This window comes from Streptomyces deccanensis, from assembly GCF_022385335.1.
In the GTDB taxonomy this organism is placed as follows: domain Bacteria; phylum Actinomycetota; class Actinomycetes; order Streptomycetales; family Streptomycetaceae; genus Streptomyces; species Streptomyces deccanensis.
Genome location: NZ_CP092431.1, coordinates 5,142,828 through 5,157,960, shown reverse-complemented (window position 1 = coordinate 5,157,960; position 15,133 = coordinate 5,142,828). Strand labels below are relative to the sequence as shown.

Sequence of the window (15,133 nt, the reverse complement as noted above, 5' to 3'; positions counted from 1 at the left end):
CCTGTGGAAACCGTGGATAACCCCGTTTTCGCAGCTCAGGCGGCAAATTTTGTCCACCGTGCCTGTGGGCGGAGGCGGTGGACAACCGGGGGTGTCTGTGGAGAACGGAAAGTTCTGCACACACCGTGCACAGCCCCGGGGCACTTCTCCCCAACGGCGTCCCCAGGTTTACCCGTCTTTCCCACAGCCCAACCGGGCAACTTCGTGTGACGCCTTTCACTCGACACGGTGAGGAGGCGCGTGGGCTTGCCGAACAGTGGACAGCCATGTGGAGAAGCCGACGATCACTGGGGACAACCGGCCACAGCCTGTGGGCCGTCGGTGGACAACTCCGTCCACAGTCTGTGGATTCCCGCTTCGTCCACAGTCTGTGGAGATCTTTCGTCCACGGATCCACAGGGGGTTGACCTGGCCCGATGATCTCTCAACAGCCCGTCCTGTGGACACGATCTGCATAACTTCCCGGTCCCCAGGGTGTGGACGGCAGAAAGTCCCCGAATCTGTGGAGGAAGGCCGTAACGCCGCAGGTAATCGAACACGTGATGACGGGACGGCGACGGACTCGACCACTCCGAAGCCGCCCCGGAGCCGACCCCGAGCCGCCCCGGAGCCGGCCGAAGCCGTCGAGAAGGCGCGTGGGAGCGGCCCCGGGACGTGTGGAAGGGGGCCCGTGAGCCGGATCGAAGTGGTCCAGCAGGCTGGTCGAGGCCGCCCGGGAACGCCGAAGGCGCCCTCGGGAACTCGTCCCGGGGCGCCCTCAGCGAGGTGCGACGGCGTTCTGCGGCCGACGTCCGGCGGCCTCGGGCCGTCAGCCGTTCTTGATGCGGTTCGTCAGCTCCGTCACCTGGTTGTAGATGGACCGTCGCTCGGCCATGAGCGCGCGGATCTTGCGGTCGGCGTGCATGACGGTGGTGTGGTCGCGGTTGCCGAACTGCGCGCCGATCTTGGGCAGCGACAGGTCGGTCAGCTCACGGCACAGATACATCGCGATCTGGCGGGCCGTGACGAGGGCGCGGCCGCGCGAGGTGCCGCACAGGTCCTCGACCGTGAGCCCGAAGTAGTCGGCCGTCGCGGCCATGATCGCGGTGGCGGTGATCTCCGGGGACGCGTTCTCGCCGCCCGGGATCAGGTCCTTGAGGACGATCTCGGTCAGCCCGAGATCCACCGGCTGCCGGTTGAGCGACGCGAACGCCGTCACCCGGATCAGCGCGCCCTCCAGCTCGCGGATGTTGCGCGAGATGCGGGACGCGATGAACTCCAGTACCTCCGGCGGGGCGTTGAGCTGTTCCTGCACCGCCTTCTTGCGCAGGATCGCGATCCGCGTCTCCAGTTCGGGCGGCTGGACGTCGGTGATCAGACCCCACTCGAAACGGTTCCGCAGCCGGTCCTCCAGGGTCACCAGCTGCTTGGGCGGCCGGTCGCTGGAGAGCACGATCTGCTTGTTCGCGTTGTGGAGCGTGTTGAAGGTGTGGAAGAACTCCTCCTGCGTCGACTCCTTGTCCGCCAGGAACTGGATGTCGTCCACGAGCAGGATGTCCATCTCCCGGTACCGCTTGCGGAAGCTGTCGCCCTTGCCGTCGCGGATGGAGTTGATGAACTCGTTGGTGAACTCCTCCGAACTCACGTACCGCACCCGCGTGCCCGGGTAGAGGCTGCGCGCGTAGTGCCCGATCGCGTGCAGCAGGTGCGTCTTGCCGAGGCCCGACTCCCCATAGATGAACAGGGGGTTGTACGCCTTGGCCGGCGCCTCGGCGACTGCCACCGCGGCCGCGTGCGCGAAGCGGTTCGAGGCGCCGATGACGAAGGTGTCGAAGAGGTACTTCGGGTTCAGGCGCGCGGTCGGCTCACCCGGGCCCGGGGCCGGCGCGGGCTGCGCCGCCAGCGGGCCGGGCGCGCTGCTGGCCGGCCCGCCCCGGTGCACGTGCCCCGAGCCGGGCGGTGGGTCGGGCAGTTCACGCCGGTCCGGTCGCGGGTAGTCGGAGTCGGCACCGGGCCGGTCGTAGTCGCCGCGTGGCTGGTCGTAGTCGGAGCGTCCGGAGCCGTACTCGGAGCGCTGGTCGTACGGCGGCCGGTCCATCGACTGCGAGCGGTAGTCCGACGACGGCGAGGCGTAGGGGTCCCGTTCGGGGAATCCGAGTCTCTGTTGCTGCCAGCCGTAGTCGTCCTGCGACGGCCGCGGCCAGGCGCCCGGCTCGGGCCGCTGGTACTCGGACGGATACGCGGGACGCGCGGTCGGAAGCTGGTCCGAGCGGCCGGTGGGGCTCTGGTCCGAGCGCGGGGGCGGCAACAGGTCGCCCGGCCCGCCGCTCCCCTGTTCGCCGCGTCCCGGGCCACGGTCGTCGGCCCGGTGGCGCCCGTACCCCTCATAGGAGGGGCGCCCCTGGCTGTCGTATCCGTTCGGGCTCTCGTACGGGTTCTGCTTCTCGTATCCGCCGCGCGCCTCGCGCCCCTGGCTGTCGTACGTGTCCCTGCTGTCGTAGGACTCACGGTTCTGGGCCGGGACGGAGGGGAGCTCGGGCTCCTCGAAGCGGTGCTGGACCGGCGGGGGCGGGGGCTCGCCGACGGAGCTGTCGACGGTGATCGCGATACGGATCGGGCGGCCGCACTCCCGGCTCAGGGTCTCGCTGACGATCGGTGCGAGACGACCCTCGAGTACGCCCTTCGCGAACTCGTTCGGGACGGCGAGAAGCGCCGTGTCCGCGACCAGGGCGAGCGGCTGGCAGCGCTTGATCCAGCGCTCGTCCTTCACCTCGACACCCTGGCCCTGGCCCTCACCCAGGAGCTTTTCCAGTACGCGTGGCCACACTGCGGCAAGATCGGCAGGTACGTCAGCCACAGGGCACGCTCTCTCACAGGTCCCACGAACGTGTGGTTCTGGGACAGGTCGGTTTGGAACTCGGGTGGGGCGCTCGGAATGAGGCGCTGGTGGGCGGGTCGGGTCCCAACAGCCAAAGGAAAGGGAACGAATCGGAGTTCAGTCACGGTAGTCACGGCGACGGCTACGGTTCAAGTTGTTGTCCCCAGCCTGTGGACAGTGTCTCTCCGTGACCTCTGGTTTGACCGGATGGCGTAGCCGCGCGTACCGTAACCAGGTCGAGTTGTCGATGGCTGCTGCCGCCTGCCTCCGATGGGCACAGATCGCGTCAGGTGATCGGACAGCGGTGCACTCGGGCGTTTATACGAGCTACTCGTGGGCGCACGGTGACAGCCAGGACGGCACCCGCAAACACCGATTTCTTTCTGGAGCCCCCGAGTGAGCAAGCGCACCTTCCAGCCGAACAACCGTCGTCGCGCGAAGACCCACGGCTTCCGCCTGCGGATGCGTACCCGTGCCGGTCGCGCGATTCTCGCGAACCGCCGCAGCAAGGGTCGCGCCAGCCTGTCCGCCTGATCCCGATCAGGTCATGACGTCGTGCTGCCTACCGAGCATCGGCTGAGGCGGCGCGAGGACTTCGCGACCGCGGTACGACGAGGACGCCGGGCCGGACGCCCTCTCCTCGTCGTTCACCTACGTAGCGGTGCCACGGACCCGCACGCGCCTGGGGAGAGCGCTCCCCCGACGCGTGCGGGTTTCGTCGTGAGCAAGGCCGTCGGTGGCTCGGTGGTGCGCAACAAGGTGAAGCGCAGGCTTCGCCATCTGATGCGCGATCGAGTCGCCCTGTTCCCCCCCGGTAGCCTGGTAGTCGTACGAGCGCTGCCCGGAGCGGGTGACGCCGACCACGTACAACTGGCCCAAGACCTGGATGCCGCCATAGGGCGGCTGCTGGGAGGGGGCGCACGATGAAGTACCCGCTGCTGGCGCTGATCAAGCTGTACCAGTGGACGATCAGTCCACTGCTCGGGCCGGTGTGCAAGTACTACCCGTCGTGCTCCCACTACGGCTATACGGCCATCGACCGGCACGGTGCGATCAAGGGAACGGCACTCACCGCCTGGCGCATCCTGCGGTGCAATCCGTGGTCGCTCGGCGGTGTGGACCACGTCCCGCCGCGCAAGCGGCCACGGTGGCACGAGATGTTGCGTGGCGCCTGGCGTGCACGCAAGGGCGGGACCTCCGCCGCCGAACCGGCCACCGAGGGGAATGTCTCCTCGGGCCCGGCCGCAGAGACCCCGTCCCATGCCCAAGGAGCATGATTAGTGGACACGATTGCCAGCCTCTTCAGCTTCATCACGACACCTGTCTCCTGGGTCATCGTCCAGTTCCACACGGTGTACGGCGCTCTGTTCGGCGCTGACACCGGGTGGGCCTGGGGCCTGTCCATCGTGTCCTTGGTGATCCTGATCCGTATCTGCCTGATCCCGCTCTTCGTAAAGCAGATCAAGGCGACCCGGGCGATGCAGACGCTGCAGCCCGAGATGAAGAAGATCCAGGAGCGCTACAAGAACGACAAACAGCGTCAGTCCGAAGAGATGATGAAGCTGTACAAGGAGACGGGCACCAACCCGCTCTCCTCGTGCCTTCCCATCCTGGCGCAGTCACCGTTCTTCTTCGCCCTGTACCACGTGCTCAACAGCATCGCGAACAACGACACCATCGGTGTCATCAACGAGAGCCTGCTGCAGAGCGCGCAGAAGGCGCACATCTTCGGTGCCCCGCTGGCCGCGACCTTCACGGACTCCGCCGCCGAGGCCCAGGCGCTCGACGCTTCGATCACCACGGTCCGGATCGTCACGGCCATCATGATCGTCCTGATGTCGGCGTCGCAGTTCTACACGCAGCGCCAGCTGATGACGAAGAACGTCGACACCACGGTGAAGACGCCGTTCATGCAGCAGCAGAAGATGCTGATGTACATCTTCCCGATCATGTTCGCGGTCTTCGGCATCAACTTCCCGGTCGGTGTCCTCGTCTACTGGCTGACCACCAACGTGTGGACCATGGGCCAGCAGATGTACGTCATCCACAACAACCCGACCCCGGGATCCAAGGCCCAGGCCGCCTACCTGGAGCGTCTCCACAAGCACGTCACGCACCACGGCAAGACCCGCGGCCGCGGGGAGCGCGCCATCGTCAAGGCGATCGTCGCCAAGGGCCGTGACCGCAACGAGTACGAGCGCAAGTTCATCACCGGTCTGAGCAAGGAGGGCCTCGCGGCCCAGGCCGACGGCACCGTCGTCAAGAGCGAGGCCTCGGCCGTCGCCACGGCCGAGGACGGTACGCCGACGACCCCCAGGCGCCAGCAGCCCAAGCGCCAGACCAAGGCCCAGCGCCAGTCCGGTGGGACGAAGTCCGCCGACGACGCCGAGCCGAAGGACGAGCCCACGTCCCTGACCAAGTCCGACGGGCCGGAGGACGCCAAGCCGGCGGCCTCGGCCAAGAAGACCGCGCCCAAGCCCGGCACCGGTGGTCGCAGCAAGGCTCAGTCCGGTCAGCGCAAGGGTCAGCAGCGCCCCAAGTCCCCGTCCAAGAAGTAAGAAGGAGCCCATCCCGTGACGGAAGGCACCACCTCCGCCGCCTCCGAGGGTGGCGACACCCTGACCCGCCTGGAGCAGGAGGGTGAGATCGCGGCGGACTACCTGGAAGGTCTGCTGGACATCGCCGACCTCGACGGCGACATCGACATGGACGTCGAGGCCGACCGTGCCTCTGTCTCGATCATCAGCGACTCCGGTAGCCGCGATCTGAGCAAGCTCGTCGGCCGCGAGGGCGAGGTGCTCGAGGCGCTCCAGGAGCTCACCCGCCTGGCCGTGCACCGCGAGACCGGCGACCGCAGCCGACTGATGCTGGACATCGCCGGCTACCGGGCCAAGAAGCGCGCCGAACTCTCCGAGCTCGGTGCCAAGGCGGCGGCCGAGGCCAAGAGCACGGGCGAAGCTGTGAAGCTGCAGCCGATGACGCCCTTCGAGCGCAAGGTCGTGCACGACGCGGTCAAGTCCGCCGGTCTGCGCAGCGAGTCCGAGGGCGAGGAGCCGCAGCGCTTCGTCGTCGTCCTGCCTGCCTGATTCGGTACGAACGCTTCTCCGGCCCCGTCTGCCTGCAGGCGGGGCCGAACTTTGTCAGCCTGTTGTTCTGGTGTCAGCGCCCAGTGCGCTCTTGCGGTACGGAAGGACGGTCCCCGTGACGGAGGCAGCGGAGCTCCCCCCTGCGCCCGAGCAGGCGCGCGACGTATTCGGTGATCGCTACGCGGACGCGGTCCGATACGCCGAGCTCCTGGCTGAGGCGGGAGTACAGCGCGGGCTCATCGGCCCGCGGGAGGTACCCCGTCTGTGGGAGAGGCATCTGCTGAACTGCGCGGTGCTCTCCGAGGTCGTGCCCGAGGGGGTGACGGTGTGCGACGTCGGCTCCGGTGCCGGACTGCCCGGTATCCCGCTGGCCCTGGTCCGGGACGATCTGAAGATCACGCTGCTGGAGCCCCTGCTGCGGCGCACGAACTTCCTGACCGAGGTGGTCGAACTCCTGGGTCTCGACCATGTGACGGTCGTCCGTGGCCGTGCCGAAGAGGTCCTCGGGACGCTGCAGCCGGTCCATGTGGTGACGGCGCGAGCGGTGGCCCCTCTGGACCGACTGGCCGGCTGGGGCATTCCGCTGCTGCGCCCGTACGGAGAGATGCTGGCGCTGAAGGGCGACACGGCGGAAGAGGAGCTGAAGAGCGCAGCCACCGCCCTGAGCAAGCTCGGGGCCGTGGAGACCTCCATCCACCATGTGGGCGAGGGCGTCGTCGATCCGTTGTCCACAGTTGTCCGTGTGGAGGTCGGGGAGAGCCCGGGTGGCGTGCGCTTCGCGGCGAAACGGGCGAAGGCGGCTCGGACCGGACGGGCACGGCGTCGCCGCTAGGCGTTGCTCTGGACCTCCGCTGATCCGTCCTGACGACGAGTCGTACTCCACACAAGCTTCCCAACCTACGCATCTCGGAGTGTCGCGCGAGCGCGGCCTGTGCCGCTGGGCATCGTGTTTCACGTGAAACGTCGCTCACTGCTGCACGGCATCATCAGTCGTGGCCGCGCCGCGGCCGAACCGCGCGACCGGAAGCCTCTCGGGTCACTCGGAGAGGTAACGGAGTTTTCCACAGAGGTGGAATTCTCCACAGAACACCAGGCCTCACTGGTTCACGACCCCGAAGGCATGGGAGGCTCTGTTCATTGCGAGCCTGAAGTCGAGGAGAGTGAATCCTTGCGGTCCGACGCCAACATCGCGGGACCGATGACCGATCCGGTCCCCGGTCCCCGTACCGAGTCGATGGGGGAGGATGTTTCACGTGAAACACCGCCCCCGATGGACGACACTCCCATCGGTCGTGCTGCCCAGCTGGCGGTAGAGGCACTGGGCCGTGCCGGTGAGGGACTGCCTCGGCCCGAGCAGACCCGAGTCATGGTCGTCGCCAACCAGAAGGGTGGCGTCGGAAAGACCACGACGACAGTCAACCTCGCCGCTTCGCTGGCTCTGCACGGCGCCCGTGTCCTCGTGGTCGATCTCGACCCGCAGGGCAATGCGTCCACCGCGCTGGGGATCGACCATCACGCCGAGGTGCCGTCCATCTACGACGTGCTGATCGACAGCAAGCCGCTGTCGGAGGTCGTCCAGCCCGTTCCCGATGTAGAGGGTCTCTTCTGCGCCCCCGCCACGATCGATCTCGCCGGTGCGGAGATCGAGCTGGTGTCGCTGGTGGCACGAGAGAGTCGACTGCAGCGAGCCATCCAGGCCTACGAGCAGCCGCTGGACTACATCCTCATCGACTGCCCGCCCTCGCTCGGCCTCCTGACCGTGAACGCGTTGGTCGCCGGCCAGGAAGTCCTCATCCCGATCCAGTGCGAGTACTACGCGCTGGAGGGCCTCGGCCAACTGCTCCGCAATGTCGACCTGGTACGGGGGCACCTCAACCCCGTCCTCCATGTGTCGACCATCCTGCTCACCATGTATGACGGCCGGACGCGCCTGGCGTCCCAGGTCGCCGACGAGGTGCGCACCCACTTCGGCGAGGAGGTGCTGCGGACGAGCATTCCCCGCTCCGTCCGTATCTCCGAGGCGCCTAGCTATGGGCAGACGGTGCTGACTTACGATCCAGGATCGAGCGGTGCCCTCTCCTACCTTGAGGCGGCACGAGAAATCGCACTGAAGGGCGTAGGCGTCGGGTACGACCCGACGCACGCCCACATCGGTGCTCAGAACAATCCGAGTGTGGTGGAGGGGATCCAGTGAGCGATCGACGGAGGGGGTTGGGCCGTGGTCTCGCCGCACTGATCCCAGCGGCCGCGACGGGCGAGAAGGAGGCTCCGGCAGCCGGTGCACCCGCCGCTACCCCACCAGCGGCATCTGTCTTCACTCCCGAACGTGGGGTGGCAGCTTCGAAGCTGGCCACGCTCCCCTCTGTTTCACGTGAAACAGAGGAGCAGCCACCGAACGCCGCAGCAGAACTGCCTGCGGCACCTGTCGGCGCCTACTTCGCCGAGCTGCCTCTCGACTCCATCACTCCGAACCCGCGCCAGCCCCGAGAGGTCTTCGACGAGGACCTTCTCCAGGAACTCGTCACCTCCATCAAGGAGGTCGGCCTTCTCCAGCCCATCGTCGTACGGCAGGTGGGCCCGGCCCGCTACGAGCTGATCATGGGTGAGCGGCGCTGGCGAGCCTGCCATGAGGCCGAGCTCGACGCGATTCCGGCGATCGTACGGGCGACCGACGACGAGAAGCTGCTGCTCGACGCGCTCCTCGAGAACCTGCACCGCGCCCAGCTGAACCCGTTGGAAGAAGCCTTCGCGTACGACCAGTTGCTCAAGGACTTCAACTGCACGCATGACCAGCTGGCGGACCGTATCGGTCGCTCGCGCCCGCAGGTCTCCAACACCCTGCGTCTGCTGAAGCTGTCGGCGGCGGTCCAGCGCCGGGTGGCAGCCGGTGTTCTCTCCGCTGGGCACGCACGGGCGTTGCTCTCCGTCGAGGACTCGGAGGAGCAGGACAAGCTGGCGCACCGGATCGTGGCCGAGGGGCTCTCGGTGCGAGCGGTCGAAGAGATCGTCACCCTCATGGGGTCGCGTCCGAAGAGCACCGCACGGTCCAAGGGCCCTCGGGCCGGCTCGGTGCCTTCCCCGGCTCTCGGCGAGCTCGCGACCCGACTCTCGGATCGCTTCGAAACGCGAGTGAAGATCGACCTGGGGCAGAAGAAGGGCAAGATCACCGTGGAGTTCGCCTCCACGGAGGACCTGGAGCGGATCCTGAGCACCCTCGCCCCCGGCGAGAAGCTCGCTCTCCAGAGGAGCCTCCTGGACGACGCTTCGGAGGAGCCGGAGGCCTGACCCTCCGATCCGCAGGACGTCCCTCGGCCCGTCGACCGCTTGAGCGGGCTGTGTCCGATGTATACCGGACACAGCCCGCTCTTTGCTTTGAGGCAGTATCTAGGCAATCGCATCGTGGATACGATGCGTTCGGGTATGGCGCATCGACCTGGCGGATCTTTGTGGAGAGGCGGGCCATGCGAACCGTGAGCCGTTCCGGACTGATGACCGCAGGCCTGGGACTGGGAGCCGTCGGTGGATTCGTCGGCAGTCTGCTCAGGGAGCGGAGTGCTCTGACAGCCGCTCGCGACGCTGCGGGCGAAGGAAGCGAGGAACAGCCTTCATGGGGCGTCGGCTCGTACCGCTCACGCTGGACAACCTTCAGGACCTTCCCAAGCGCTGTCGCTCGTGCGTCTTCTGGGAGTTGGACCCAGTCAGCGGCGAAGCCGCGGTAAAGGCCGGCACTCCCGCCCTCGAGAAGGAAGCGTGGATCTCAGCTGTCCTGCTGGACTGGGGGTCGTGCGGTCGGGTCGTCTACGTGGACGAGGTACCGGTGGGCTTCGTGCTGTATGCGCCTCCGGCCTATGTGCCCCGGTCCACGGCGTTTCCCACGAGTCCGGTCTCCCCTGACGCCGTCCAGCTGATGACCGCTTTCATCATGCAGGGTTACCAGGGCCAAGGGCTGGGCCGTGTGATGGTCCAGACGGTTGCCAAAGATCTGCTGAGACGGGGCTTCAAGGCGATCGAGGCTTTCGGCGACGCCCGCTGGAAGGAACCGGCGTGTCTGCTTCCCGCCGACCATCTGACGGCCGTGGGCTTCAAGACGGTGCGGCCCCACCCCGCTCATCCCCGGCTGCGGCTGGAACTGCGGACGACGCTCTCCTGGAAGGAAGACGTCGAGCTGGCGCTGGACCGGCTTCTGGGAGCCGTGCAGAAGGAACCGGCGCTGCGACCGCTCTGAATCACCGGCACTGCGGCCGCTCTCAACACGAAGGGGCCGACCCTTCCGGGTCGGCCCCTTCGTGTTTCACGTGAAACATCACTCGCCGATGAAATCTCCGAGGTCCCGCACGATCGCGGCCTTCGGCTTGGCACCGACGATGGTCTTGGCGACCTCGCCGCCCTGGTAGACGTTCAGCGTCGGGATGGACATGACGCCGTACTTGGCAGCCGTGGCCGGGTTTTCGTCGATGTTGAGCTTGACGATCTCGATCTTGTCGCCGTACTCCTGGGCGATCGCTTCGAGGGACGGCGCGATCTGGCGGCACGGACCGCACCAGGCGGCCCAGAAGTCCACCAGGACGGGCTTGTCGTTCTTGAGGACGTCCTGCTCGAAGGAGTCGTCGGTCACGTTCTTCAGAGTGCCGGCCACTGAGGGCTCCTAACTGGTTGGTGCGGTGGGGCGGACGGGGGTCAGACGGTGGTCTTCTCGGGCTCGGCGACCTGGTCGCCGTCGGCGAGGGCGGCGAGGAAGCGCTCGGCGTCGAGGGCGGCGGAGCAGCCGGTGCCGGCGGCGGTGATCGCCTGGCGGTACGTGTGGTCGACGACGTCGCCGGCGCCGAAGACACCGGCCAGGTTCGTCCGGGTGGACGGGGAAGCCACCTTCAGATAGCCCTCGTCGTCCAGGTCGAGCTGGCCCTTGAAGAGTTCCGTGCGCGGGTCGTGTCCGATCGCGATGAACAGGCCCGTCACCGGCAGCTCGGACGTCTCGCCCGTCTTGAGGTTGCGCAGCTTCAGACCGGCGAGCTTCTGGTCGCCCTGGATCTCGGCGACCTCGCTGTCCCAGACGAACGAGATCTTCGGGTCGGCGAACGCACGCTCCTGCATCGCCTTCGAGGCGCGCAGGGTGTCCCGGCGGTGGACGATGGTCACGGACTTGGCGAACCTCGAAAGGAAGGTGGCCTCCTCCATGGCGGTGTCGCCGCCGCCGATCACGGCGATGTCCTGGTCCTTGAAGAAGAACCCGTCACAGGTGGCGCACCAGGAGACGCCGCGTCCGGAGAGGGCGTCCTCGTTGGGGAGCCCGAGCTTGCGGTGCTGGGAGCCCGTGGTGACGATGACGGCCCTGGCGCGGTGCACCGTGCCGGCAGTGTCCGTGACGGTCTTGATCTCGCCGCTCAGGTCGACGTCGACGATGTCGTCCGGGACGAGCTCGGCACCGAAGCGCTCGGCCTGGGCACGCATGTTGTCCATGAGGTCGGGGCCCATGATGCCGTCCCGGAAGCCGGGGAAGTTCTCCACCTCGGTGGTGTTCATCAGCGCGCCGCCTGCGGTGACGGCGCCCTCGAACACCAGCGGCTTCAGCGACGCGCGCGCGGTGTAGAGCGCCGCCGTGTAGCCGGCGGGCCCGGAGCCGATGATGATCACGTTACGGACGTCGCTCACGGCTTGATTCCTCGTCTCTGGAGACTGCTGCGTACTGCCGGTGGGAGCTGCTCTCGAAACTCTCACCCCACCCAACGGATCCTAAGGGGCGCGCATTCCCGGTGTGTCCGGGCACACGGAAGCGCGACCCCGCTACGGGATGGCCGGAGGTGGCACAGCGCCGGAGACAGTCCTCAGGGACGGGCGTAGGTATGTTGCACGAGAACGTCGCCGGCAGGCTCCGAAGCCTTCTTCAGGCATGATGCGTCGACGACGTAGGCGGTGACGCGTGAGTCGTCGGAGCGGTCGGGCAGCAGCACAAGATATGCGTCGGTTCCCCGGTAGGTACCCGGCTCGGAAGCGATCGCACCGGTGGTGTCTCCGATGCCCTTCGCGATGCAGTCGGGCACATCGGCGGTGAGGAACGTCTTCGTGCCCTCGGTCGGGGACGCCGCAGTCCCGAAGGAATCGCGCTCGCGTGGGCTTCCGCTCTCGGTCTTGCCCAGGAGGTCTTCGACTCGCTTTTCCAGCTTGACGCCGGAGAAGGTGTCGGAAGCTGAGGCCGGGGGGCTGTCGTCCTCACCGATCGACTGGACGAGAACGGCACCGAAGCCCAGTGCCGCGATCGCGAAGACGGCACCGATAGCCGTCCTACGACGGTTGCGCCGCTTCTGACCCGTCCGGCCCGGGCCGGTGGACGCGCGTGGATGACCGGCAGGGCGATCCACGGCAGGCGATGTTTCACGTGAAACATGCGCGCCGTTCTCGCTCCCAGTGGTCCGTGGGGCCGCGGTGAGCTCTTCGGTCGTCCCGCTCTCGGGCCCCCTGGCGTTCAGCAGGGCCTCGGCGGCCAGAGCGGCGTCGATCCTCCCCGCGACGTCGTCGGGCATGCGAGGAGGCCCTGGCAAGGTACCGAGGAGATCGCGGATCTCCTCCAGCGACGCGTAGACGTCGGAGCAGAGAACGCACTCGTCCAGGTGCCGACGTACATCCGTAGTGCGGGCAGGAGGAAGAAGCCCCTCACTGAGGTCGGAGATCTCCGTGACCTCCGGGTGCCCGGCCGTATCGGTCGTGGATGTCACGCTCGCCCACCTCCGCCCTTCACAGCAGCTGAATCGCTTGGCCCTGCATCATGTGCTCCCGCTGCGGGTGGGACGGATGTCCCCTGCGCCCGGTTCCTTCCACGCCCCGACTTTCTGCCGCCCTCCCCGTCGCCATCCGCTCTGAGATGGGTCAGGAGCGGCAGCAGTCTGGCTCTGCCACGGGCGCAGCGGCTCTTCACCGTGCCGGTCGGCACATCGAGGATGCGAGCGGCCTCCGCCACCGGGTAGCCCTGCATGTCCACCAGGACGAGAGCCGCCCGCTGGTCCTTCGGCAGAGTGCCCAGAGCTTCCAGCAGCTGGCGGTGCAGATCATTGCGCTCGGCCGGAGCGGACGCCGATTCGTGCGGCTCCAGGAGCTGCTCCAGGCGCTCGGTGTCGTCGACCGGCGAGGTCTTGCGGGACGCGGCCTTGCGGGCGCGGTCCAGGCAGGCGTTCACCGTGATGCGGTGCAGCCAGGTCGTGACGGCCGACTGGCCACGAAAGGTGTGGGCGGCCCGGTAGGCGGACACCAGGGCGTCCTGGACGGCGTCGGCAGCCTCCTCGCGGTCTCCCAGGGTCCGCAGCGCCACCGCCCAGAGCCGGTCCCGGTGCCGCCGTACGAGTTCGCTGAAGGCGTCGGAGTCACCCTCCACGTGCCGGGCCAGGAGATCCTGATCGCTCGCCCCGCTGTGATCAGCGCTGTGCGCCATCGGACCCCCTCCCGTCGGTGAACTCTCAGCCCATGAACTTCACGTCGGTGATCGCCTGCTTGTAGCCAGGGTCGCTGTACTGGTCACCATTCGCCTTGGGCACATCCGTGAGCCAGATGAGAACGTACCGGGTCTTCACCGACTTCTTGGCGGAGATCTTGAGTTCCGTCCCGGTCGTCTGGTTGGTGGCGATCTTCGTCATGGAACTGAGCGGAGCGGACGACGACAGGGAGTCGGCCGCGTAGAGCGTGGCCGTCGTGTGGTCGCCGGAGTAGTACAGCCCTATCGAGGCCGCCGACACCTCTTGGGCCGAGCCGAGGTCGTACACGATGCCGACGCCCTGCTTGTACGGAGCCAGCGTGGGCCCGCCCTTGAAGGAGTAGGTCCGCCAATACGTCGACCCGCTGCTGTCGTACGTCAGGCCCACATCGCCGGGGTGCTGGGCCTTCCCGTCCGGGAAGTACTCCGCCGCGCCCTTGATGCCGAGCGTCGTGACGGGCTTGGCCTTGTCGGTGCCCTTGTCGTTGCCGCCGGCCGTCTGGCTCGTGTCCGGCTCGCTGGACTGGCCGCTCCGGCCCATCAGCGCGTCGGCCAACTGCCAGCTGCCGAGGCCGAGGGCGGCGATCAGCAGAGCCGAGACGGCCCATTTGAGGGCCTTGCCCGTCCGGCTCTGCAGCGGGGCGGGCGGAGTCTGCAGGGGCTGTGTGATACCCGCGTGGGGGGCCGGGCGGCCGTACGTGCCCTGCTGATACGTCGTGTGCTGGTACTCGGGCGGCGCGGTGAACGCGGGCTCCGGCGGGCGGATGCGGGGCATCTCACCGATCGCCTTCACCAGTTCCTCCGGCGTCGTGCACGGGGACTCGTGGCGGGACGCGGTGGCACCGTCGTTGACGAGCGCCCGCATGGACAGTTCCGACAGCCCTCGGTGGACACCCGCACGGACCTGGTCGGGCGCGATGAGACCGACGCCCTTGGGGAGTCCAGAGAGGCCGTGTGCGTCGTTCTCGTACGGCCAGCGCTGGGTGAGCGCCGAATACAGCAGTGCCCCGATCGCCTCGGTGTCCGTGCGCTGCGGGGTGTCCGAGCTGATGCCGCGCAGCGCGGCGTTCACCGCGAGGCCGCGGATGCGCCACTGGCCGGCGGCGGAGCGCAGCACCGCACTGGGGTTGAGCCGCAGATGCGACAGGCCCTCACGGTGCGCGGCGGCCATGGCGTGGGAGATCTGCGTGACCATCTGGTACGCGTCATGCGGTTCCAGTGGACCGGAGGCCAGCAGAGTCGTCAGTTCCGTGGCGTCGGGCAGCCATTCGTGCACCACGTACACGAGGTCGTTCTCCTCGACCGCGTCCAGCACCTGGACGAAACGGGGATCACCCAGCAACGCCGAGGAACGGGCCGCCGCCAGCACGGAACGAGCGCGTGCGTGGTCGGCGGGGAGTACATGCACCCCGACCGCGCGACGCAGTTTCTCGTCGACGGCACGCCAACTGCTGAAACCGTCCAGACGGGTGACGCACTCTTCGAGGCGGTAGCGCCTGGCGAGCTTGTGGCCGCTGTGGAGTTCGGGCGGTGTCGTCTTGGAAGGGCCCTCGATACCGCCGCTCCCCTGTGCCTCTTCGCTCGCCGAGCTTTCCGTGTCCCGCTCCCGGTTCTGGGCCTCCCCGTCGGCCGTGGACTGGTCCGCTTGTGCGGTCAGCGGCTCGTCGCCGCTGTTGTCTGCCACGTCGACGGCAGCCGTGCTCCGTTCCGCCACCGTCGTCCCTGCCTCCC

15 protein-coding genes are annotated in these 15,133 nt (G+C 67.7%); 9 read left to right on the top strand and 6 right to left on the bottom strand.

Going from position 1 to position 15,133, the window contains the following annotated elements:
• Positions 1–808: 808 nt before the first annotated feature.
• Entirely contained in the window at positions 809–2,836 is a 2,028-nt protein-coding gene (gene dnaA / locus L3078_RS23005; protein ID WP_275593162.1) for a chromosomal replication initiator protein DnaA, read from the bottom strand.
• A gap of 417 nt (positions 2,837–3,253) precedes the next feature.
• Here dnaA and rpmH point away from each other — a divergent pair, with 417 nt between their 5' ends.
• The 9 genes from rpmH (at position 3,254) to L3078_RS22960 (ending at position 10,168) form a co-directional block, all read left to right on the top strand.
• Complete coding sequence (gene rpmH / locus L3078_RS23000; RefSeq protein ID WP_005482975.1) at positions 3,254–3,391, top strand: 50S ribosomal protein L34; 138 nt, start codon at positions 3,254–3,256, stop codon at positions 3,389–3,391.
• 21 nt (positions 3,392–3,412) lie between these two features.
• Positions 3,413–3,784, top strand: a complete 372-nt coding sequence (gene rnpA, locus L3078_RS22995) for a ribonuclease P protein component (RefSeq protein WP_078853524.1) — start codon at positions 3,413–3,415, stop codon at positions 3,782–3,784.
• The gene (gene yidD, locus L3078_RS22990; RefSeq protein WP_215456966.1) at positions 3,781–4,134 is read left to right on the top strand and encodes a membrane protein insertion efficiency factor YidD; all 354 of its coding nucleotides are present in this window, start codon (positions 3,781–3,783) and stop codon (positions 4,132–4,134) included. The genes rnpA and yidD overlap by 4 nt, the downstream gene beginning before the upstream one ends.
• 3 nt (positions 4,135–4,137) lie before the next feature.
• Positions 4,138–5,415 (top strand): membrane protein insertase YidC, encoded by a 1,278-nt coding sequence (gene yidC, locus L3078_RS22985; protein WP_239755853.1) that lies wholly within the window; start codon positions 4,138–4,140, stop codon positions 5,413–5,415.
• Positions 5,416–5,430: 15 nt separating this feature from the next.
• Complete coding sequence (locus L3078_RS22980) at positions 5,431–5,943, top strand: Jag family protein (RefSeq protein WP_239755852.1); 513 nt, start codon at positions 5,431–5,433, stop codon at positions 5,941–5,943.
• Positions 5,944–6,058: 115 nt separating this feature from the next.
• Positions 6,059–6,775, top strand: coding sequence for a 16S rRNA (guanine(527)-N(7))-methyltransferase RsmG (rsmG, locus tag L3078_RS22975; RefSeq protein WP_239755851.1), 717 nt, complete (start codon positions 6,059–6,061; stop codon positions 6,773–6,775).
• 288 nt (positions 6,776–7,063) lie between these two features.
• On the top strand, positions 7,064–8,137 hold the full coding sequence (locus L3078_RS22970) for a ParA family protein (RefSeq protein ID WP_078853556.1): 1,074 nt from the start codon (positions 7,064–7,066) through the stop codon (positions 8,135–8,137).
• Entirely contained in the window at positions 8,134–9,228 is a 1,095-nt protein-coding gene (locus L3078_RS22965; protein WP_239755850.1) for a ParB/RepB/Spo0J family partition protein, read from the top strand. Before L3078_RS22970 ends, L3078_RS22965 begins: the two co-directional genes overlap by 4 nt.
• Positions 9,229–9,550: 322 nt before the next feature.
• Positions 9,551–10,168: a GNAT family N-acetyltransferase gene (locus L3078_RS22960; RefSeq protein WP_239755849.1), complete on the top strand. Its 618-nt coding sequence runs from the start codon at positions 9,551–9,553 to the stop codon at positions 10,166–10,168.
• Between the two features lie 78 nt (positions 10,169–10,246).
• Here L3078_RS22960 and trxA read toward each other — a convergent pair whose 3' ends face one another.
• The 5 genes from trxA to L3078_RS22935 all read right to left on the bottom strand — a co-directional run bounded on the left by trxA (position 10,247) and on the right by L3078_RS22935 (position 15,116).
• Complete coding sequence (gene trxA, locus L3078_RS22955) at positions 10,247–10,579, bottom strand: thioredoxin (protein ID WP_239755848.1); 333 nt, start codon at positions 10,577–10,579, stop codon at positions 10,247–10,249.
• 41 nt (positions 10,580–10,620) lie between these two features.
• A complete protein-coding gene (gene trxB / locus L3078_RS22950; RefSeq protein WP_239755847.1) occupies positions 10,621–11,592 on the bottom strand; it encodes a thioredoxin-disulfide reductase in 972 nt (323 codons plus the stop codon).
• A 173-nt stretch (positions 11,593–11,765) separates the two neighbouring features.
• Positions 11,766–12,653: an anti-sigma factor gene (locus L3078_RS22945; RefSeq protein WP_239755846.1), complete on the bottom strand. Its 888-nt coding sequence runs from the start codon at positions 12,651–12,653 to the stop codon at positions 11,766–11,768.
• Positions 12,650–13,363 carry an RNA polymerase sigma factor SigM gene (sigM, locus tag L3078_RS22940; protein ID WP_239755845.1) on the bottom strand — a complete coding sequence of 238 codons (714 nt, stop codon included), beginning with the start codon at positions 13,361–13,363 and terminating at the stop codon, positions 12,650–12,652. Before sigM ends, L3078_RS22945 begins: the two co-directional genes overlap by 4 nt.
• Before the next feature lie 25 nt (positions 13,364–13,388).
• Positions 13,389–15,116, bottom strand: coding sequence for a protein kinase family protein (locus tag L3078_RS22935; RefSeq protein WP_239755844.1), 1,728 nt, complete (start codon positions 15,114–15,116; stop codon positions 13,389–13,391).
• Positions 15,117–15,133: the final 17 nt, after the last annotated feature.